The sequence below is a fragment of the Streptomyces sp. NBC_01384 genome (assembly GCF_045040035.1).
Taxonomy (GTDB): Bacteria; Actinomycetota; Actinomycetes; order Streptomycetales; family Streptomycetaceae; genus Streptomyces.
This window is the reverse complement of sequence record NZ_CP109559.1, coordinates 2624523-2643609: the sequence shown is the minus strand read 5'-3', so window position 1 is coordinate 2643609 and position 19087 is coordinate 2624523. Positions and strand designations below refer to the sequence as shown.

The following is a 19087-nucleotide window of genomic DNA, read 5'->3' as shown; positions in this document are numbered from 1 at the left end:
GAAGCCCCCGTCCGGAACGTTCCGGACGGGGGCAGCGCACAAGCGGGACTCGCGGCGATTACAGGCCGAGCTCGACCTCGAACTCGCCCGCCTCCAGGATCGCCTTGACCGCGGTCAGGTAACGGGCGGCGTCGGCGCCGTCCACCAGACGGTGGTCGTAGGACAGCGTCAGGTAGGTCATGTCGCGGACGCCGATGACCGTACCCTCCTCCGTCTCGATGACGGCCGGACGCTTGACCGTGGCACCGATGCCCAGGATCGCGACCTGGTTCGGCGGCACGATGATCGTGTCGAAGAGCGCGCCGCGCGAGCCGGTGTTGGAGATGGTGAAGGTCGCGCCGGACAGCTCGTCCGGGGTGATCTTGTTGGCCCGGACCTTGCCCGCCAGTTCGGCGGTGGCCTTGGCGATGCCGGCGATGTTGAGGTCGCCCGCGTGCTTGATGACCGGGGTCATCAGGCCCTTCTCCGAGTCCACCGCGATACCGATGTTCTCGGTGTCGAAGTAGGTGATCGTGCCGTCGGCCTCGTTGATCCGGGCGTTGACGACCGGGTGGGCCTTCAGAGCCTGGGCCGCCGCCTTCACGAAGAACGGCATCGGGGAGAGCTTGACGCCCTCGCGGGCCGCGAAGGAGTCCTTCGCCTGCGCGCGGAGCTTCATCAGACGGGTGATGTCGACCTCGACGACCGAGGACAGCTGGGCCTGCTCGTGCAGGGCCTTCACCATGTTGTCGCCGATGACCTTGCGGATGCGGGTCATCTTGACGGTCTGGCCGCGGAGGGGGGAGACCTCCAGGACCGGAGCCTTCTTGGCGGCCGGAGCTGCTGCGGCGGCCGGAGCCGGGGCAGCGGCGGCGGCCTTCGCGGCCTCGGCGGCGGCGATGACGTCCTGCTTGCGGATACGGCCGCCGACGCCGGTGCCCTTGACGGCGGCCAGGTCGACGCCGTTCTCGGCGGCGAGCTTGCGCACCAGCGGGGTGACGTAGGCGCCCTCGTCGGTGGCCTGTGCGGCGGCGGGTACCGGGGCCGGGGTGACGGGGGCGGGCGCGGCGACCGGCGCCGGGGCCGGAGCGGGCGCGGCGGGTGCGACCGGGGCAGCGGCCTGGACCGGAGCCGGGGGCGCCACCGGGGCGGCCGGAGCAGCGGGGGCCGGAGCCGGAGCGGGCACCGGAGCCGCGGGGGCGGCCGGGGCCGGGGCGGCAGCGGCGGGGGCCGGAGCGGCGGCCGGAACCGCGCCCGGGGCGCCGATGACGGCGAGCTTCGCGCCGACCTCGGCGGTCTCGTCCTCGCCGACCACGATCTCCAGCAGCACACCGGCGACCGGCGCGGGGATCTCGGTGTCGACCTTGTCCGTGGAGACCTCGAGCAGCGGCTCGTCCTCCGCGACCTCCTCGCCGACCTCCTTCAGCCAGCGGGTGACGGTGCCCTCAGTGACCGACTCGCCCAGGGCGGGCAGCACGACGTCGGTACCGGTGGCGCCGCCGACTGCAGGGGCAGCAGGCGCGGCAGGGGCGGCGGGAGCGGCCGGGGCCGGGGCCGCGGGGGCCTCGGCGACGGGGGCCGGAGCGGCCGGAGCAGCCGGAGCGGCCACGGGCTCGGCGGCGGGGGCCGGGGCGGCGGCGGGCGCGCCCGTGCCGTCGTCGATGACGGCCAGCTCGGCGCCGACCTCGACCGTCTCGTCCTCGGCGACCTTGATGGAGGAGAGCACACCGGAGACGGGGGAGGGGATCTCGGTGTCGACCTTGTCCGTCGACACCTCCAGCAGCGGCTCGTCGGCCTCGACGCGCTCGCCCTCGGCCTTCAGCCAGCGAGTGACAGTGCCCTCGGTGACGCTCTCACCGAGCGCCGGAAGGGTTACGGAAACCGCCATGGTTTCTGTTGCTCCTTACGAATGGTGCGGAAGTCTGTGGTCGTCGTCGCGCCCAGGGGCGACGCGGTGACTGGGTACGGCCGGTGGCTGAGGGGTCAGCCGGTGGCTGATCAGTCGTGCGCGTGCAGCGGCTTGCCCGCGAGGGCCAGGTGGGCCTCGCCGAGCGCCTCGTTCTGCGTCGGGTGGGCGTGGATGAGCTGGGCGACCTCGGCGGGCAGCGCCTCCCAGTTGTAGATCAGCTGGGCCTCGCCGACCTGCTCGCCCATGCGGTCGCCGACCATGTGGACGCCGACCACGGCACCGTCCTTCACCTGGACGAGCTTGATCTCGCCCGCGGTGTTCAGGATCTTGCTCTTGCCGTTGCCCGCGAGGTTGTACTTCAGTGCGACGACCTTGTCCGCGCCGTAGATCTCCTTGGCCTTGGCCTCGGTGATGCCCACGGAGGCGACCTCGGGGTGGCAGTACGTCACCCGGGGCACGCCGTCGTAGTCGATCGGAACGGCCTTCAGACCGGCCAGACGCTCCGCCACCAGGATGCCCTCGGCGAAGCCGACGTGCGCGAGCTGGAGCGTGGGGACCAGGTCACCGACGGCGGAGATGGTCGGGACGTTCGTCCGCATGTACTCGTCGACCAGGACATAGCCGCGGTCCATGGCGACACCCTGCTCCTCGTAACCGAGACCGGCCGAGACCGGGCCGCGGCCGACGGCGACGAGCAGAATCTCGGCCTCGAACTCCTTGCCGTCGGCGAGGGTGACCTTGACACCGTTCTGGGTGTACTCGGCCTTCGAGAAGAAGGTGCCCAGGTTGAACTTGATGCCGCGCTTGCGGAACGCGCGCTCAAGAAGCTTGGAGGAGTTCTCGTCCTCGACCGGGACGAGGTGCTTGAGGCCCTCGATGACCGTGACGTCCGAGCCGAAGGACTTCCACGCGGAGGCGAACTCGACGCCGATGACACCGCCGCCCAGGATGATCGCGGACTGCGGCACGCGGTCCAGGACGAGGGCGTGGTCCGAGGAGATGATCCGGTTGCCGTCGATCTCCAGGCCCGGCAGCGACTTCGGCACGGAGCCGGTCGCGAGCAGCACGTGGCGGCCCTGGATGCGCTGGCCGTTCACGTCGACCGAGGTGGGGGAGGACAGTCGGCCCTCACCCTCGATGTACGTCACCTTGCGGGACGCGATGAGACCCTGCAGACCCTTGTACAGGCCCGAGATGACCCCGTCCTTGTACTTGTGGACGGCTGGGACGTCGATGCCCTCGAAGGTGGCCTTGACGCCGAACTGCTCGCTCTCGCGGGCCTGGTCGGCGATCTCGCCCGCGTGCAGCAGGGCCTTGGTGGGGATGCATCCCCGGTGCAGGCAGGTGCCGCCGACCTTGTCCTTCTCGATCAGGGCGACGTCCAGACCCAGCTGCGCCCCGCGGAGCGCCGCGGCGTAACCGCCACTGCCACCGCCGAGGATCACTAGGTCGAAAACGGTGCTGGCGTCGTTCGCCACGTCACGTCCTCCATGCATGTGCGCCACGCCGGTCTCCAGTGACCGGTCGGCGGCTGGTGTCCGGCCGCTCTTCTTCGGCCCTGTGGTGGGGGCCCTGTCCTGCCGAGAACCCATCTTCGCACTTGTCGGGAGCGTTCGAGACGCCGGGCCCGTGTGTGAGGCGTCGCACTGTCCGGTTCTCGGCGGACCAACGGCCCCCGGCGACTTGGTCGGATGCTGTTGGCGCATCCCGTCGACGGGGTGGGCGACGGGCCTTCGTCGGCACCAGGCCTCCTGTATGCGGGCCGCGGGAATGTGACACTCGCCCTGCGAGTGTCACATTCCCGCGGCCGACACCCTGCCCGCGGCGGATTCGCCTACAGCGTCCGACTTGTCACCCCGGCACCCGGGGCCGTGGAGCGTCTCTAGCCGAGATCCCCGACCGCGGTCAGCTCGGCGATACGGACCAAGGTGCGAACGGCCGACCCGGTGCCGCCCTTGGGGGTGTAACCGAACGGCCCGGACTCATTGAACGCGGGCCCGGCGATGTCCAGGTGCGCCCACGTGATGCCCTCGCCCACGAACTCCTTCAGGAACAGACCGGCGACCAGTCCACCACCCATCCGCTCACCCATGTTGGCGATGTCGGCGGTCGGGGAGTCCATCCCCTTGCGCAGGTGCTCGGGCAGCGGCATCGGCCACGACTCCTCGCCGACCTCCTCCGCGGCCTCGACGATCGCCGTACGGAAGGCGTCGTCGTTGGCCATCACACCGAAGGTGCGGTTGCCGAGCGCCAGCACCATCGCACCCGTCAGCGTCGCCACGTCGATGATCGCGTCCGGCTTCTCCTCCGACGCCTTCCACAGCGCGTCGGCGAGGACGAGCCGGCCCTCGGCGTCCGTGTTGAGGACCTCGACGGTCTTGCCGCTGTACATGCGCAGCACGTCACCGGGGCGGGTGGCGGAACCGGAGGGCATGTTCTCCGCCAGCGCCAGCCAGCCGGTGACATTGACCTCCAGGCCGAGGCGCGCCGCGGCGACCACGGCGGCGAAGACCGCCGCCGCGCCGCTCATGTCGCACTTCATCGTCTCGTTGTGCCCGGCGGGCTTGAGGGAGATGCCGCCCGAGTCGTAGGTGATGCCCTTGCCGACGAAGGCGAGGTGCTTCGAGGCCTTCGGGGAGGTGTACGACAGCTTCACCAGGCGGGGAGCGGCGGCGGAGCCCGCGCCGACGCCGAGGATGCCGCCGTAGCCGCCCTTCGCGAGGGCCTTCTCGTCGAGCACCTGCACCTTGATGCCGTGCTCCTTGCCGGCCGCGGTGGCGACGGCGGCGAAGGCCTCGGGGTTGAGGTCGTTCGGCGGGGTGTTGATGAGGTCGCGGGCGCGGTTGAGCTCCTCGGTCACGGCGGTGGCGCGCGCGACGGCCGCCTTGTACGCGGCGTCACGGGGCTTGCCGCCGAGCAGCGTCACCTCGGCGAGGGGGGCCTTGCCGTTCTTCGCGTCCTTGCCGTTCTTGCCGTTCTCCTTGTAGGCGTCGAAGGCGTACGCGCCGAGCGCCGCGCCCTCCGCCAGGGCGCCCGCGTCGGCGACGTCGCTGATGGGGAGGGCGAAGACGGCCTTCTTGGCGCCGGCGAGCGCACGGGCCGCGGCACCGGCCGCGCGGCGCAGCGCCTCGGCGTCGAACGTGTCGTCCTTCTCGGGGACCGCTCCCAGGCCGACGGCCATGACGACGGGTGCCTTGAAGCCGGACGGCGCGGGCAGCTTGGTCACCTCACCCTCGGCGCCGGATGCGCCGAGGGTCTCCAGGATGCGGGCGAGTGCGCCGTCGTACGCCTTGTCCACGGCCTCGGCGCCCGGTGCGACGACCAGGTCCCCGGACTTGGAGCCGGCGCCCTTCGCGACACCGACGACGATCGCGTCGGCGCGCAGGCCGGACGCTGCGGCGGTGCTGAGAGTCAGAGCAGTCACGGTGGTGAAATCTCGCTTCCATTGAGTTGCTGCGGCCGAGGGGGTGGGTCGGCCGGGCCCGTGGCAGACCCCGGGGATCTGCCGTCGGACAGACCCTAGATCGGGGCGGAAACCCAGCCGGGACCGGGCCGGAGGAGTGCCGAGGACGAGCCTACGCGCGCCACCGGGTTTCGCTCATTCCTACGGGTGTTCACCTCTCGGCGGCGTCGTCGCCACTTCACACCCTTCACTCCCGGTGACCGGAGTCACACTCCTGTGGGGTGTGGGCCGCGGCACCGGTCACCCTCGTGAACGTTCAGCCGAGGGAGAGCACCACGAGAGCGGTGGTCGCCGCCGTCTCGGCGAGGCCGCCGAAGACGTCGCCGGTGATGCCGCCGAAGCGGCGCGTGCAGTGGCGCAGGAGCAGTTCGGCGCTCGCGCAGGCGGCGAGGACCGCCAGTGGGGCGCGGACGAGGTCGTACGGGCCCAGGAGCGCGCCCGCGGCCGCCGCCGCGCCGACGACGGCGAGCGCCACCAGCAGGGCGCCACGCACGGGCACTGTGCCCGCGACCACCGCGCCCAGGCCCTCGGGGCGGGCCGGGGGCACCCCGGTGCGCGCGGCCAGGGTGAGGGCGAGACGGGCCGCGGTCGCCGAGACGACGGCCGCGAGCACGCCCCGGGCCCACGAGGCGTCGTACGCCTGGAAGAGCGCGGCGACCTGGGCGAGCAGCGCGAAGAGCAGGGTGATCACGCCGAACGGGCCGATGTCGGACTGCTTCATGATGCGCAGCGCGTCCTCGGCGGGCTTGCCGCTGCCGAGGCCGTCGGCGGTGTCGGCGAGCCCGTCGAGGTGCAGGCCGCGGGTGAGCGCGGCGGGTACGGCGGCGGTGGCGACGGCGGCGAGCAGCGGGCCCGCGCCCATCGCGAGGAGTGCCACGCCCACCAGGGCCGCGCCCGCCCCGACGACCAGCCCGGCCATGGGGGCGCACAGCATTCCGCCGCGCGCCGCCTCGCGGTCCCAGCGGGTCACCGTGACGGGGAGCACGGTCAGGGTGCCGAAGGCGAAGCGGAGGCCGTGGGGGAGAGGGGTCCTGGACACCGGCGCAGGGTACCCGGGGAGGTACGGGGCCGGCGGAGGGCGGGTAGGGCGGTCGTGGACAACGGCCGTGGACAACAGTCGTGGATAAAGTGCGCAATATGGGTCATTGGTTGTACCGGAACATCATTGAGCCGGGAAAGCTGCCGCTCCTGCTGGCGCTCGCCTCCTTCGTGCTGACCTTTGTGATCACCCGTGTCATCGTCCGGCTCATCCGCGCCGGCAAGGGCCCGTTCGGCAACGTCAAGGCGGGCGGTCTGCACATCCACCACGTGGTGCCCGGTGTCGTGCTGACCGTGGTCGGCGGCTTCGGCGCGGTGGGCAGCTCCCGGTACGGCTTCGGCGCGTCCCTGTGCGCCGTGCTGTTCGGGATGGGCGCGGGACTGGTGCTCGACGAGTTCGCGCTGATCCTGCACCTCGACGACGTCTACTGGAGCGAGGAGGGCCGCCAGAGCGTCGAGGTCGTGCTGGTCACGGCGGCCCTCGTCGGGCTGGTCCTCCTCGGTTTCCTGCCGTTCGGGGTCAACGACATGACCCAGCAGGAACTGCAGGACCGCGTCGGTGCCATCCTGACCGTCGCCCTGAACTTCCTCTTCGCCCTGCTCGCCCTGAGCAAGGGCAAGGCCCGTATGGCGATCTTCGGCGTGATCGTCCCGTTCCTCGCCCTCATCGGCGCCGTCCGGCTGGCCCGCCCGGCCTCGCCCTGGGCCAGACGCTTCTACGGCCGCCGACCGCGCGCCCGGGCCAGGTCACAGCTGCGCGCCTACCATCACGACCTCCGCTGGTCCGGCCCGAGCCGCAGGCTTCAGGACTGGATCGGCGGCAAACCCGATCCGGATCCCGTCCGCTCCCTGCCCGGCCGCCGGTGACCATGACGGTGACGCAGCATCGAGATCCCGTAGAGCACGAAGACCGCGGCGAGCGCGGCGATGTGCTCCTTGCCCGCCAGGTTCTCCTTGACGGTCACCTCGACGACCATCGCCGCGATCACCCCCCACGCCGTCCAGTACGCGCGATAGCGCCAGGCGACGAAGACGGCGAGCCCGACCACCGCCGCCGAGGGCCCGGTGTCCACGACGCGTGCGTCCGCCGCGGGCAGCGCCAGCGGGTTGTGCGGGCCGAGCGCGATCGCCATGCGCGCGCAGAGCGTCCCGGCCAGCGAGGCGGCGTACGCGATGACGAGCATCCGCCACCAGCCCAGACAGATCTCGGCGATCCCGAACACGACGAGGATCTGGATCAGCGCGCCCCACACCGGCAGGTCCAGAGCCGGTACGAAGAGGGAGAGCGGGGTACGCAGCAGCGCGAGCCAGAGCGGCTCCTCGGCCCGTACGGAGCCGATGTTCTGGATGAACTGGAAGCCCCAGGACTGGTTCTGCACGAACTGGAAGAGGGCCGTCAGACAGACGGCCCCGAGTGTCACCGGCATCGCCCGCCAACCCCGCTCGGCGACTGCCTCGCGCACGGTGACGTACACCAGTCCCCATTCGGCGCGGGCGAAGCGGGCGAGTGTGTTCATGCAGAGGTCCCCGTCCGTCCTGCCGTCCAATGTCCGCCCCCGCCTGCCTCATCTGTGCGACTCCAGGTGCCTGCGGTGCAGCCACTTCGGCAGTCCCGGTGCCTCCAGGAACCCCTCGGCGCGCGCGGACGCGACTCCGATGCGCAGCAGGTCCGCGCTCTTCTCGAAGAGCAGGAACCGGGGTTCCCAGATCGGCCGGTACTTGGCGTTGGCCCGGTACAGCGACTCGATCTGCCACCAGCGAGAGAAGAAGCTGAGCAGCGAGCGCCACAGCCGCAGGACCGGTCCGGCCCCGAGGCGCGCGCCACGTTCGAAGACGGAACGGAACATGGCGAAGTTGAGTGAGACCTGAGTGATCTCGATCTCCCGGGCGCGACGGAGGAGTTCGATCACCATGAACTCCATCAGCCCGTTCTCGGAGTCGCGGTCGCGCCGCATGAGGTCGAGGGAGAGCCCCTGCGGCCCCCACGGCACGAAGGACAACAGCGCCCGCAACTCACCGTCTTTGTCCGTGCATTCAAGCATCACGCACTGCCCGTCGTCCGGGTCGCCGAGCCGTCCGAGCGCCATGCTGAACCCGCGCTCGGTGGCCCCGTCCCGCCAGTCGTCGGCGCGGCGCAGGAGGTACGCCATCTCGTCGGCCGGGATGTCCTCGTGCCGCCGGATGCGCACCTCGTACCCGGCCCGCTTGACCCGGTTGTAGGCCTGCCGGACCGTACGCATCGCGCGTCCTTCGAGGGTGAACTCGGCGGTCTCGACGATCGCTTCGTCACCGAGTTCGAGGGCGTCGAGCCCGTGCCGGGAGTAGACGGTGCCCGCCTCCTCGCTCGCGCCCATCACCGCCGGGATCCAGCCGTGCGCGCGGGCCTCGGAGAGCCAGGGCTCGATGGCGCCGGGCCATGCCTCCGGATCGCCGATCGGGTCGCCGGAGGCCAGCGAGACCCCGCCGACGACGCGGTACGCGACCGCGGCCTTGCCGGTCGGCGACCAGACCACGCTCTTCTCCCGGCGCAGCGCGAAGTAGCCGAGCGAGTCGCGGTCGCCGTTCTTGTCGAGCAGCATGCGCAGCCGCTTCTCGTCGTCCTCGGTGAGCGGGTCGACGGCGCGGCGGGAGCGGAAGGCCGCGTAGAGCACGGCGAGGACCAGCAGGGTGCTGAGCACGTTGATGGCGACGTTGACCCGGTTGGGGATCTCCAGGCCTTGGAAGCGGGAGTCGTCGGCGGCGACGGAGACCAGCCGCAGGGTGCCGTAGCGCCAGCGGTCCCAGAAGGTCGAACGGTACGCGTCCTGTGCGCTGTTGGTGACCGTCACCAGCAGTGCGGCGAGCAGTGAGGCGACGAGCAGACCGCCGACGCCGACGGCCGCGGCGAGCCTGGGGTTCGACCGGTCGCCCTTCGCGTAGAACTCCCGGCGGCCGATGACGAGCGAGGCGACGAACGCGGCGGTCAGCGCGAGCGAGATCCAGTTCTGCGCGTACTGCCGGATCTCCGGGAATGCCATCGCGACGGCGAACAGCAGCAGGAACAGCCCGCTGAGCACGAAGTTGAGGATCCACGCGGCCCGTTTGCGGCGACGCATGGTGATGGCGAGGAACATCGTGAACACACCCGACGCGAATCCTGCCGTCAGCAGGTACGGGGTGAAGAAGTTCTCGGTGTTGTGCCGGCGCACGTCCTGCCCGAGCGACACCCACACGGCACTGAGGAAGTTGATGAACGTGACCGCCCGCAAGTACCAGACGGTGAAGGCGGCGGCTCTCCGCGAGGCTCCCGTGGACCGGCGGTCCCTTTCCCCCTGGCGGGCCGGGACCCGCTCCTGATCGACGGCAATTCGGGCATCTCCCATAAAGGGCGATGATATGGGGCGGTGTGTGCCGTGCGGGGGAGGGGCGATACGGGTGATGCGGACCGGGGGTTTGTTGCGGGGTGGGTTTCTGCGGAGCCGCACATGTCACAGCCCCGCGCGCCTTGCGGGACGCTTCTGCCGGCCGGGGGTCGGGGCCTTGGCCCGTAACCGTCCGGTCCCGCCCCCGCGCTCATCAGTGGCGGGGGCGGAGCCCGGTTACTTCTCGTCCTGGCCGGAGGCCTCGGGCTCGGGGACCGGTGTTTCAGGGAGTTCGGCGGCCAGGGCGGCGGCGGCCTGGACGAGGGGGAGGGCGAGCAGGGCGCCCGCGCCCTCGCCGACCGTGACCCCGTGGTCGAGGAGGGGTTCCAGGGCCATGCGGTCCAGGGCCTTCGCCTGGGCCGGCTCGCCGCTGTTCTGGCCGGCCAGCCACCAGTCCGGCGCCCGGAACGCGACCCGCTGCCCGACCAGGGCGCTCGCGGCCGAGACGACCCCGTCGAGGATCACCGGCATCTTCCGCACCGCACTCTGCAGGAGGAAGCCCGTCATCGCCGCGAGGTCCGCGCCGCCGACCACCGCGAGCAGCTGCAGCTGATCCCCGAGCACCGGCCGGGCCCGCCGCAAGGCGTCCCGTACGGCGGCACACTTGCGCATCCACGCGAGGTCGTCGATGGCCCGCCCGCCCCGCCCGGTGACCACGGACGCGTCGGTCCCGCACAGCGCCGCGACCAGCACGGCCGCCACGGTGGTCCCGCCGACGCTCACATCGCCGAGCACCACCAGATCCGTACCGGAGTCCGCCTCCTCGTCCGCGACGGCGACCCCCGCCAGGAATGCCGCCTCCGCCTCCTCCGGGGTGAGCGCGTCCTCGACGTCGATCCGCCCCGACCCGCGCCGCACCCGGTGCCGTACGACGTCCTCCGGCAGCCCCGCCGGATCGCAGTCCAGCGCCATGTCGACCACGCGCACCGGCACACCCAGCCGGCGCGCCAGCACCGCCGCCGGGCTCGCGCCCTCCAGGACGGCCCGCACCAACTGCTCGGCGCTGCCCGCGGGCCGCGCCGACACGCCGAGTTCGGCGACCCCGTGGTCGCCCGCGAACAGCACCACACGCGGGTGCTCGATCGGCCGCACCGGCACCGCGGACTGCGCCGCCGCCAGCCACTCACCCAGGTCGTCGAGGCGGCCCAGTGCTCCGGGCGGCACGATCTGGCGCTCCCTGCGCGCCTCGGCGTTCCGGCGCACGCCTCCGTCGGGGCGCTCGATCAGATCGGTGAAGTCGTCGAGATTAAGCGAGCTCATTCGCCGAACAGTACCGGCAGCGATCGAACACGTCCGCGCCACGTCGTTGCGCCCCGGATCACGATCCACTACGTACCGTTTGTGTCGGATTGTCGTACGGTCCGGTCGTCCGTCCCACCGTCCCCCCACCCCGCCGTCCCCCGGAGCGCCCATGCCCCCCACACCACCCCCGATCGCCGCACGCCGCGCCGCCTACGCGGCCGAACTCGCGCGGGGCACCGACCGGTTCCACGAGCCGCGCCGGGGGGACTGCCCCTGGTGCGGCTCGACACGGCTGCGCACCCGGCTGCGTACGCCGGACCTGGTGCAGCGCAAGCCCGGTACGTTCGTCGTCGACGAGTGCGAGGACTGCGCCCACGCCTTCCAGAACCCCCGGCTCACGGCGGAGGGCCTGGCCTTCTACCACCGGGACTTCCACGAAGGACTCGACGGCCTCACCGACCGGCTCCTGGGTGACCGCGGCAGCCGGGGACGCCACCGGTCCGCCGCCCGCGCACTGCTGCCGCACGCCGACCCGGAGAGCTGGCTCGACGTCGGCACCGGACACGGGCACTTCCCGGCCGTCGCCAAGGAGGTCCACCCGTACACGGCCTTCGACGGGCTCGACCCCACTCGGCGGGTCGAGAAGGCGCGGGCGGCCGGGCGGGTCGAGGAGGCGCACCGCGGCCGGCTCACCGACCCCCGGATCGCCGGGCGGCTGCGCGCCCGCTATGACGTGGTGAGCATGTTCCACCATCTGGAGCACACCCCCGACCCGCGCGAGGAGCTGCGCGCCGCCCTGGTGGTCCTGCGGCCCGGCGGGCACCTCCTCGTCGAAGTCCCCGACCCCGACTGCGCGTTCGGGGCGCTGCTGGGCAAGTGGTGGGTGTCGTACGGCCAGCCGCGCCACCTCCACCTCATGCCGCTGCCCAACCTGCTGGGCGAACTGGAGTCCCTGGGCTGCGAGATCGTCGCGACGGACCGCCGCGAACCGCACATCCCCTACGACCTCGCGGGCGCCCTCGCGCTGGCCCTCGGCCGTGTCCTGCCCGACCCCGACGCCCCCTGGCGGCCGACCCCGCCGACGCCCGTCCGGCGCACCCTGCACACGGTGCTGACCCGGGCGTCCGTCCCGCTGCTCGCCTCGGCCTGCGCCCTGGACCAAGCGCTGGCCCCGGTCTTGCGCCGCACCCGTTTCTCGAACGCGTACCGCATCATCGCCCGCAGACAGGTGTGAGCCGGGGCTGAGTCGGAGTTGAGCCAGGGCCGAACCGGAGTTGATCCAGGGCTGAGCCGGAGTCAGCCCCGCAGCGCCAGCGCCTGCCCCGCCACCACCAGCAACACCTGCTCGCACTCCGCCGCGAACCCCGCGTTCAGCCGGCCGAGTTCGTCGCGGTAGCGGCGGCCGGAGGCGGTGGCGGGGACGATGCCGGAGCCGACCTCGTTGGAGACGGCGACGAGGGTGCGGCGGGTGCCGCGGACGGCGGAGGTGAGTTCCTCGGCGCGGGCCCGCAGCGCGCGTTCGCCGCCGCCGGCCCACTCCGCGTCGTCCCAGGCGTTCACGGAGTCCATCGCGTCCGTGAGCCACAGGGAGAGGCAGTCGATGAGGAGGGGAGGGCCGGACTCCTCCAGGAGCGGCACCAGGTCGCAGGTCTCGACGGTGCGCCAGGAACCGGGCCGCCGCTCACGGTGGGCGTGCACACGCGATGCCCACTCGTTGTCCCCGCCCCGGGACCCGCCCGTCGCGACGTACAGCACCTCGGGGAAGGCCTCCAGACGCCGTTCCGCCTCCACCGACTTGCCCGAACGCGCCCCGCCGAGCACGAGCGTGCGCCGCGGCACGTCCGGTACGTCCTCGTACACGCCCACGTCGAGCGTCGTCCCGTCCGGCACCGCCCGCGCGCCCGCCGCCGCGAGCCGCCGCCGCAGTTCGGGGCCCGGCGGCACATCGTGGTCGAGGTGGACCGCGATCACGTCCGTCGCCGGCCCGACGGCCCCGACCGCGCGCAGCTTCGCCAGGGCGTCCGGGCGCCCCACCACATCGGCGACCACCATGTTGTACGAGTCGCCGTTCTGCTCCAGCCCGGCGGGCGCCGCGCCCGGCGGCAGATACAGCAGCCGCTGCCCGTCCGGCCCGGTCACCGCGTATCCCGTGCCGGGCGCGTCCATAGGCACCGCCCGCACCCGGTGCCCGGTCAGCAGCGCCAGCTCGCTGCCGTCCGGAACCCGCACGGGCTGCGGCAGCCCCGCCGGCACCTCGACCGGGGGCCCGCCGTGCGGATGCGAGAGCAGTACCTGCCGTACGCCGCCCAGCGAGTGCCCCGCGCGGGCCGCGGCGAACGCGGCACCGGGCGTGAGGTCGAGCAGCAGCGTGCCGTCCACGAGCAGCGCGGTGGCCGCCCGCGCGTCCTCGCCGAGCGCGGTCGCGCAGGCCGCGCAGGGACAGTCGGGGCGGGGCAGGCCCTCGGGGGCGCCGGTGCCGAGCAGAGTCAGTTCCACGCCCTGATTTTCCCGTGCTGACGTAGGCGGCGCGCGTTCGGGTGCAGCGCCGGCCCCACGACCCGCAACTTGTCCCACGACTCGCGATCTTCTGTCCCCCGCCCAGCGGAGCGCCTACGCTTCGGGCAGGAGCCGGATCTTGTCGGGCTTTCGCTGTGCAGTGTGTTCATACCTGGGAGGCGTACATGACGGCATGGACGTGGCGGTTCGAGAAGTCCGACGGGACAGAGGTCCAACCCGCGGTGCAGCCCGAGGAGTTCACCACGCAGGGGGACGCGGAGTCCTGGATCGGCGAGGTGTGGAAGGACCTCCTGGAGGGTGGCGCGGACCAGGTGTTCCTCTTCGAGGACAGCACGCAGATCTACGGGCCGATGAGCCTGCACGCCGAGCCTGAGTAGGCCGGTGGGGGTTGCCGGGACCGCTTCCGGCAACCCCGTTACACGTTCACGTACGGACAGGGGCCGATCAGCCGCGTACCCCGCAGAGATGCAGCAGGGCCGCCACTCGGCGATAGGGGTCCGTCCGCCCGGCCCGCTCCTCCGCCGCCAGGAGGGTCTTGATGTCCTCCGGGTTCTCCGGAATCGCCGCCCCGTCGGGCGCGGTGTCCGTGAAGACCCGCACGCCGTACCAGGCGTGCAACGACGCCCCGATCCCCGCGAGCGTCGACGTCAGCGTGGCGAGCCGGTCGGCGCGGACGGCGAGGCCGAGCCGGTTGACGTACGCGTCGGTGTCGAACGCGGCCAGCGCCGACGTCCAGTCACCGGACAGCCCGGGCCGCATCGCCAGCGCGTCGGCGTTGCGGACCAGCAGCGAGAGCAGCCCGCCCGGGGCCAGCATCCGCGCCAGTCCCGCGAGCAGCGGGTCCGGCTCCTCGACGTACATCAGTACGCCGTGGCACAGCACCACGTCGAAGCTGCCCGGCAGAAAGTGCACGCCCGTCTCGCGCCCGTCGCCCTCGATGAGCCGTACCCGGCTTCGGATGCCCTCGGGCTCGGCGGCCAGCGCCTCCCGGGCCACGGCGAGCATCTTCGCGTCCTGCTCCAGGCCGGTCACCTGATGCCCGGCGCGGGCCAGCCGCAGCGCCTGTGTGCCCTGGCCCATCCCGACGTCGAGCACCCGCAGCCGCTGTCCGACCGGGAAGCGGCCGGCTATCTGCTCGTCGAGCTGCCGGGCCACCAGCTCCTGCCGTACGACATCACGCAGCCCGCCCAGCTTGCTCAGCCAGGCATCCGCCGCGCCACCTGAGAAAGACGTCGTGCTCAGGGCCGCTCTCCGCGCTTGACCTGCGGCTTCGGGAGCCGGAGTCGACGCATCTGGAGGGTGCGCATCAGCGCGTAGGCGACCGCGCCCTTCTTGGGCACGTCGGGGAAGCGGGCGGCCAGCTGCTTCTTCAGGCGGATCGCGATACCGATCGAGTCGGCCACGATCATCACGATCACCACGAGCCACAACAGCAGCGCGATGTTCTGCAGCGAGCCCACCCGCACCATGCTCAGCACGAGGATGACCACGGCCATCGGCAGGAAGAACTCCGCGATGCAGAAGCGCGAGTCCACGAAGTCGCGTGCGAACTTCCGCACCGGCCCCTTGTCACGGGCGGGCAGATAGCGCTCGTCGCCGTTGGCCAGCGCCTGGCGCTGGCGCTCCATCTGGCTACGGCGCTCGTCGCGCTGCCGCTTGGCCGCCTCCTTGCGCGTCGTCGGCGTCTGGGCGACGCTGCGGCGCTGGGTCTGGGCCTCACTGCGCTTGGGCGTGGGGCGGCCCTTAGGGGCCTGCGGGTCACGGGTCTGCTTGGAGTCGGTCACCGCCGCCTTGTCGGCGGGGGCCTTCTCTTCCTTGGCACGGCTACGGAACACAAAACCCAAGGGTACGGGGTGCGGCGGCATGGACGTCGTTCGAGTGGGGAACGATCCGGCAACACCGTGCGTCTGTAGTGGGACAGAGGGGACGTTGTGTACGGGCGGACCCCGAGTCCCACCTACTCCCTACGCCGGAGCGGTGCCGTACTCAGTCGTCCTTGGGGATGAGCGCATCAGTCCCCGAACAGTGCGGTAATGGATGCAGGGCCCGTACTGTGGGTTCTGTTGCAGTACCTGGAGCTGGAGTCCGTCAGAAGGGGGCGCGCGAAGCCCATGAGCGGTGTCATGAAGCGTATGGGGATGATCTTCCGCGCGAAGGCGAACAAGGCCCTTGACCGGGCCGAGGACCCGCGCGAAACCCTCGACTACTCGTACCAGAAGCAGCTGGAGCTGTTGCAGAAGGTGCGCCGCGGCGTCGCGGATGTGGCGACCAGCCGCAAGCGCCTCGAACTGCAGCTGAACCAGCTCCAGAACCAGTCCACCAAGCTGGAGGACCAGGGCCGCAAGGCGCTGGCGCTCGGCCGCGAGGACCTGGCCCGCGAGGCGCTCTCCCGCCGCGCCGCGCTCCAGCAGCAGGTGACGGACCTGGAGACACAGCACCAGACCCTGCAGGGCGAGGAGGAGAAGCTCACCCTCGCCGCGCAGCGCCTCCAGGCGAAGGTGGACGCCTTCCGCACCAAGAAGGAAACGATCAAGGCGACCTACACGGCGGCCCAGGCGCAGACCCGCATCGGAGAGGCCTTCTCCGGCATCTCCGAGGAGATGGGCGACGTCGGCATGGCGATCCAGCGTGCCGAGGACAAGACCGCGCAGCTGCAGGCCCGCGCCGGCGCGATCGACGAACTGCTCGCCTCCGGTGCGCTCGACGACCAGTCCGGTCTGGCCAAGGACGACATCCAGAGCGAGCTGGACCGGCTCTCCGGTGGTACGGATGTAGAGCTGGAGCTGCAGCGCATGAAGGCCGAGCTCGCTGGTGGCTCCTCGCCACAGCAGGCGATCGAGGGCGGTACGGGACAGTCCCAGTCACAGTCCCAGCCGCAGGACACCCCGCGCTTCGACAAGCAGTGACCCACGCCTAGGCGCCTGAGGAGGGCGACATGATCGTACGGATCATGGGGGAGGGGCAGGTGAGGCTGGACGACGGCCACCTCACCGAGCTGAACAAGCTGGACGACGAACTGCTCGCCGAGATGGAGAGCGGTGACGAGGCGGGCTTCCGTCGCACCCTGACCACCCTCCTGGACCAGGTCCGCCGCTTCGGCGCTCGGCTCCCCGACGACGCCCTCGAACCTTCGGAACTCATCCTCCCGTCTCCCGACGCGACCCTCGAAGAGGTCCGCGAGATGCTGAGCGGCGAGGGCCTGATCCCCGGCTGACGCCCTTCCCGCCGGGGGCCGCCGCGCGGGTGGGTTCTTTTGCGGCTGGGGGCCAGGGGGCGCGGCGCCCCTGGAGGCCCGGTTGGAGGCCCGGTGGGGCAACCGTTCCGCCCCCCGCAAGGGCCCCGTACCGTAAACCGGGTGAGCACCCTAGAGCGCACGAAGTGCAGACTCCGCGCGTACCCGATGGCCCTGGACGCCACCCTGGCGACCGGCGTACTGGTCTCCATGATGGCCAGCTCCTTCATCGACCCCCACGGCGAGAACGGAGCGACCTGGGGTGCCCACACCCCGAACACCCTCAGCCTCACCCTCATGGTGCTCAGCGCGGCCGCCCTCGTCCTGCGCCGCCGCGCCCCCAGGACGATCCTCGTCACCACAGGCGCCCTCTCCGCCGTGGAACTGGTGGCCAGCGACCCCAGGGCCCCGGTGGTGATGTCCGCCGTCGTGGCCCTCTACACCGTCGCCTCGGCCACGGACCGCCCCACCACCTGGCGCGTCGGCCTGCTCACGATGACGGTGCTGACGGCCTGCGCGATGCTCGTCGGCCCCCTGCCCTGGTACGCGCAGGAAAACCTCGCGATCTTCGCCTGGACGGGCATGGCCGCCGCCGCGGGCGACGCGGTACGCAGCCGCCGCGCCTTCGTCCAAGCCATCCGTGAACGCGCCGACCGGGCCGAACGAACCCGTGAGGAGGAGGCCCGCCGCCGGGTCGCCGAGGAACGCCTGCGCATCGCCCGCGACCTGCACGACGTCGTCGCCCACCACATAGCCCTCGTCAACGTCCAGGCCGGTGTCGCGGCCCACGTCATGGACAAGCGCCCGGACCAGGCGAAGGAAGCCCTCGCGCACGTCCGCGACGCCAGCCGCTCGGCGCTGAACGAACTGCGCGCCACCGTCGGCCTGCTGCGCCAGTCCGGCGACCCCGAGGCCCCCACCGAACCCGCCCCGGGCCTCGCCCGCCTCGACGAACTCGCCGACACCTTCCGCAACGCGGGCCTCCCCGTCGAAGTCGCCCGCGCCGACCACGGCACCACCCTCCCCGCCGCCGTCGACCTCGCCGCGTACCGCGTCATCCAGGAAGCCCTCACCAATGTGCGCAAACACGCGGGCCCGGAGGCGAAGGCCGAGGTCAGCGTCGTACGCGTGGGGCCGAACGTGGAAGTGACCGTCCTCGACAACGGGCCCGGGCAGGACGACGGACCGGAAGAGGGCGGCGGGCACGGGCTGCTCGGGATGCGTGAGCGGGTCACCGCGCTCGGCGGTACCTGTACCACCGGTCCCCGCTACGGAGGCGGCTTCCGGGTCCATGCCATCCTTCCCGTCAAGAACCGCACGCCTGCCCTGGGGGACTCCGCATGACCATCCGTGTCCTGCTCGCCGACGACCAGGCGCTGCTGCGCAGTGCGTTCCGTGTCCTCGTCGACTCCGAGCCCGACATGGAGGTCGTCGGCGAGGCGTCCGACGGCGCGGAGGCACTGCGGCTCACCCGGGAGGCGCGTGCCGACGTCGTCCTGATGGACATCCGGATGCCCGGCACCGACGGGCTCGCCGCCACCCGGCTGATCAGCGCCGATCCCGGGCTCGCGCACGTACGGGTGGTCATGCTGACGACCTTCGAGGTCGACGAGTACGTGGTGCAGTCGCTGCGGGCCGGGGCGTCCGGCTTCCTCGGGAAGGGCGCGGAACCGGAGGAACTGCTGAACGCCATCCGGATCGCGGCGGGCGGCGAGGCGCTCCTGTCCCCGGCGGCCACCAAGGGGCTGATCGCCAAGTTCCTCGCGCAGGGCGACGGTTCGGACGAGGCGCGGGACCCCGCCCGCGCCGAGCGGCTCGAAGCGCTCACCGGCCGCGAGCGCGAGGTGCTCGTCCAGGTCGCGGGAGGGCACTCCAACGACGAGATCGCCGAGCGGCTCGAAGTCAGTCCGCTCACCGTGAAGACACACGTCAACCGGGCCATGGCGAAGCTCGGCGCGCGCGACCGGGCCCAACTCGTCGTCATCGCGTACGAGTCGGGGCTGGTACGGCCAAGGGTGGAGTGAACTCCACCGGGTCGTACCGCGCCCGCAGTGGGTTCCGCGTAAGGGAATGGACCCAGGGGCTACGGATCGGCTCCGGGTGATGTTCATCGCCCAGCCGCTCGCGGTGGTCGTCATCGGCGGCCTGACCGCAAGGAGCGCGGGCGAAGAAGCGGGCGGCGAAGGCCGGCACGCCCGCGCGGCCGACGGAGGCCGGGGCTGGGGCCGGGGCCGGGGAGCCGGAAACCGGCAAGGTCCGAGTCGTGGCCGTGAGAACGACAGGGTGCCCCCTCGGCGGAAGGGGCA

At 71.9% G+C, this 19087-nt stretch carries 17 protein-coding genes; 7 read left to right on the top strand and 10 right to left on the bottom strand.

The window, feature by feature from the left end:
* Positions 1-58: 58 nt before the first annotated feature.
* The 4 genes from sucB to OG747_RS11890 all read right to left on the bottom strand — a co-directional run bounded on the left by sucB (position 59) and on the right by OG747_RS11890 (position 6390).
* Positions 59-1867, bottom strand: a complete 1809-nt coding sequence (sucB, locus tag OG747_RS11905; protein WP_405879292.1) for a 2-oxoglutarate dehydrogenase, E2 component, dihydrolipoamide succinyltransferase — start codon at positions 1865-1867, stop codon at positions 59-61.
* 110 nt (positions 1868-1977) lie between these two features.
* A complete protein-coding gene (gene lpdA / locus OG747_RS11900) occupies positions 1978-3366 on the bottom strand; it encodes a dihydrolipoyl dehydrogenase (protein ID WP_405879291.1) in 1389 nt (462 codons plus the stop codon).
* 404 nt (positions 3367-3770) lie between these two features.
* Positions 3771-5312 carry a leucyl aminopeptidase gene (locus tag OG747_RS11895; protein ID WP_405879290.1) on the bottom strand — a complete coding sequence of 514 codons (1542 nt, stop codon included), beginning with the start codon at positions 5310-5312 and terminating at the stop codon, positions 3771-3773.
* A gap of 295 nt (positions 5313-5607) precedes the next feature.
* A complete protein-coding gene (locus tag OG747_RS11890; protein WP_405879288.1) occupies positions 5608-6390 on the bottom strand; it encodes an adenosylcobinamide-GDP ribazoletransferase in 783 nt (260 codons plus the stop codon).
* A gap of 98 nt (positions 6391-6488) precedes the next feature.
* Here OG747_RS11890 and OG747_RS11885 point away from each other — a divergent pair, with 98 nt between their 5' ends.
* Complete coding sequence (locus tag OG747_RS11885; RefSeq protein WP_405879287.1) at positions 6489-7256, top strand: hypothetical protein; 768 nt, start codon at positions 6489-6491, stop codon at positions 7254-7256.
* Here OG747_RS11885 and OG747_RS11880 read toward each other — a convergent pair.
* The 3 genes from OG747_RS11880 to cobT all read right to left on the bottom strand — a co-directional run bounded on the left by OG747_RS11880 (position 7193) and on the right by cobT (position 11050).
* The gene (locus tag OG747_RS11880; protein WP_405879286.1) at positions 7193-7906 is read right to left on the bottom strand and encodes a hypothetical protein; all 714 of its coding nucleotides are present in this window, start codon (positions 7904-7906) and stop codon (positions 7193-7195) included. The two genes, OG747_RS11885 and OG747_RS11880, sit on opposite strands and share 64 nt — an antisense overlap.
* A gap of 48 nt (positions 7907-7954) precedes the next feature.
* Positions 7955-9751 carry a phosphatidylglycerol lysyltransferase domain-containing protein gene (locus OG747_RS11875; protein WP_405879285.1) on the bottom strand — a complete coding sequence of 599 codons (1797 nt, stop codon included), beginning with the start codon at positions 9749-9751 and terminating at the stop codon, positions 7955-7957.
* A 216-nt stretch (positions 9752-9967) separates the two neighbouring features.
* Positions 9968-11050: a nicotinate-nucleotide--dimethylbenzimidazole phosphoribosyltransferase gene (gene cobT, locus OG747_RS11870; protein WP_405879284.1), complete on the bottom strand. Its 1083-nt coding sequence runs from the start codon at positions 11048-11050 to the stop codon at positions 9968-9970.
* Positions 11051-11201: 151 nt separating this feature from the next.
* Between cobT and OG747_RS11865 the strand changes: the two genes are divergently transcribed.
* Complete coding sequence (locus tag OG747_RS11865) at positions 11202-12266, top strand: class I SAM-dependent methyltransferase (protein ID WP_405879282.1); 1065 nt, start codon at positions 11202-11204, stop codon at positions 12264-12266.
* Between the two features lie 62 nt (positions 12267-12328).
* On the opposite strand, the gene OG747_RS11860 is transcribed toward OG747_RS11865, so the two are convergent.
* Complete coding sequence (locus OG747_RS11860) at positions 12329-13528, bottom strand: bifunctional adenosylcobinamide kinase/adenosylcobinamide-phosphate guanylyltransferase (RefSeq protein WP_405879281.1); 1200 nt, start codon at positions 13526-13528, stop codon at positions 12329-12331.
* Positions 13529-13713: 185 nt separating this feature from the next.
* Between OG747_RS11860 and OG747_RS11855 the strand changes: the two genes are divergently transcribed.
* Positions 13714-13926 carry a hypothetical protein gene (locus OG747_RS11855; protein ID WP_405879280.1) on the top strand — a complete coding sequence of 71 codons (213 nt, stop codon included), beginning with the start codon at positions 13714-13716 and terminating at the stop codon, positions 13924-13926.
* A gap of 67 nt (positions 13927-13993) precedes the next feature.
* Here the strand turns inward: OG747_RS11855 and OG747_RS11850 are convergent, their stop codons facing one another.
* Positions 13994-14704 (bottom strand): class I SAM-dependent methyltransferase, encoded by a 711-nt coding sequence (locus tag OG747_RS11850; RefSeq protein ID WP_405879279.1) that lies wholly within the window; start codon positions 14702-14704, stop codon positions 13994-13996.
* 83 nt (positions 14705-14787) lie between these two features.
* Positions 14788-15414 (bottom strand): DUF3043 domain-containing protein, encoded by a 627-nt coding sequence (locus OG747_RS11845; RefSeq protein WP_405879278.1) that lies wholly within the window; start codon positions 15412-15414, stop codon positions 14788-14790.
* Positions 15415-15660: 246 nt separating this feature from the next.
* On the opposite strand from OG747_RS11845, the gene OG747_RS11840 reads away from it, so the two are divergent.
* The 4 genes from OG747_RS11840 (at position 15661) to OG747_RS11825 (ending at position 18805) form a co-directional block, all read left to right on the top strand.
* Complete coding sequence (locus OG747_RS11840; RefSeq protein ID WP_405885512.1) at positions 15661-16455, top strand: PspA/IM30 family protein; 795 nt, start codon at positions 15661-15663, stop codon at positions 16453-16455.
* A 29-nt stretch (positions 16456-16484) separates the two neighbouring features.
* Positions 16485-16763: a hypothetical protein gene (locus tag OG747_RS11835; RefSeq protein ID WP_405879277.1), complete on the top strand. Its 279-nt coding sequence runs from the start codon at positions 16485-16487 to the stop codon at positions 16761-16763.
* A gap of 141 nt (positions 16764-16904) precedes the next feature.
* The gene (locus tag OG747_RS11830; RefSeq protein ID WP_405879276.1) at positions 16905-18125 is read left to right on the top strand and encodes a sensor histidine kinase; all 1221 of its coding nucleotides are present in this window, start codon (positions 16905-16907) and stop codon (positions 18123-18125) included.
* On the top strand, positions 18122-18805 hold the full coding sequence (locus OG747_RS11825; protein ID WP_405879275.1) for a response regulator: 684 nt from the start codon (positions 18122-18124) through the stop codon (positions 18803-18805). Before OG747_RS11830 ends, OG747_RS11825 begins: the two co-directional genes overlap by 4 nt.
* The last annotated feature ends 282 nt before the right edge of the window (positions 18806-19087 follow it).

What these genes read in the sequence shown, in the direction of transcription:
- OG747_RS11845 (WP_405879278.1), bottom strand. Translation starts at nt 15,414, where the DNA reads ATGCCGCCGCACCCCGTACCCTTGGGTTTTGTGTTCCGTAGCCGTGCC.
- OG747_RS11840 (WP_405885512.1), top strand. Translation starts at nt 15,661, where the DNA reads ATGAGCGGTGTCATGAAGCGTATGGGGATGATCTTCCGCGCGAAGGCG.
- OG747_RS11875 (WP_405879285.1), bottom strand. Translation starts at nt 9,751, where the DNA reads ATGGGAGATGCCCGAATTGCCGTCGATCAGGAGCGGGTCCCGGCCCGC.
- OG747_RS11880 (WP_405879286.1), bottom strand. Translation starts at nt 7,906, where the DNA reads ATGAACACACTCGCCCGCTTCGCCCGCGCCGAATGGGGACTGGTGTAC.
- OG747_RS11825 (WP_405879275.1), top strand. Translation starts at nt 18,122, where the DNA reads ATGACCATCCGTGTCCTGCTCGCCGACGACCAGGCGCTGCTGCGCAGT.
- sucB (WP_405879292.1), bottom strand. Translation starts at nt 1,867, where the DNA reads ATGGCGGTTTCCGTAACCCTTCCGGCGCTCGGTGAGAGCGTCACCGAG.
- OG747_RS11885 (WP_405879287.1), top strand. Translation starts at nt 6,489, where the DNA reads ATGGGTCATTGGTTGTACCGGAACATCATTGAGCCGGGAAAGCTGCCG.
- cobT (WP_405879284.1), bottom strand. Translation starts at nt 11,050, where the DNA reads ATGAGCTCGCTTAATCTCGACGACTTCACCGATCTGATCGAGCGCCCC.
- OG747_RS11865 (WP_405879282.1), top strand. Translation starts at nt 11,202, where the DNA reads ATGCCCCCCACACCACCCCCGATCGCCGCACGCCGCGCCGCCTACGCG.
- OG747_RS11855 (WP_405879280.1), top strand. Translation starts at nt 13,714, where the DNA reads ATGACGGCATGGACGTGGCGGTTCGAGAAGTCCGACGGGACAGAGGTC.
- OG747_RS11835 (WP_405879277.1), top strand. Translation starts at nt 16,485, where the DNA reads ATGATCGTACGGATCATGGGGGAGGGGCAGGTGAGGCTGGACGACGGC.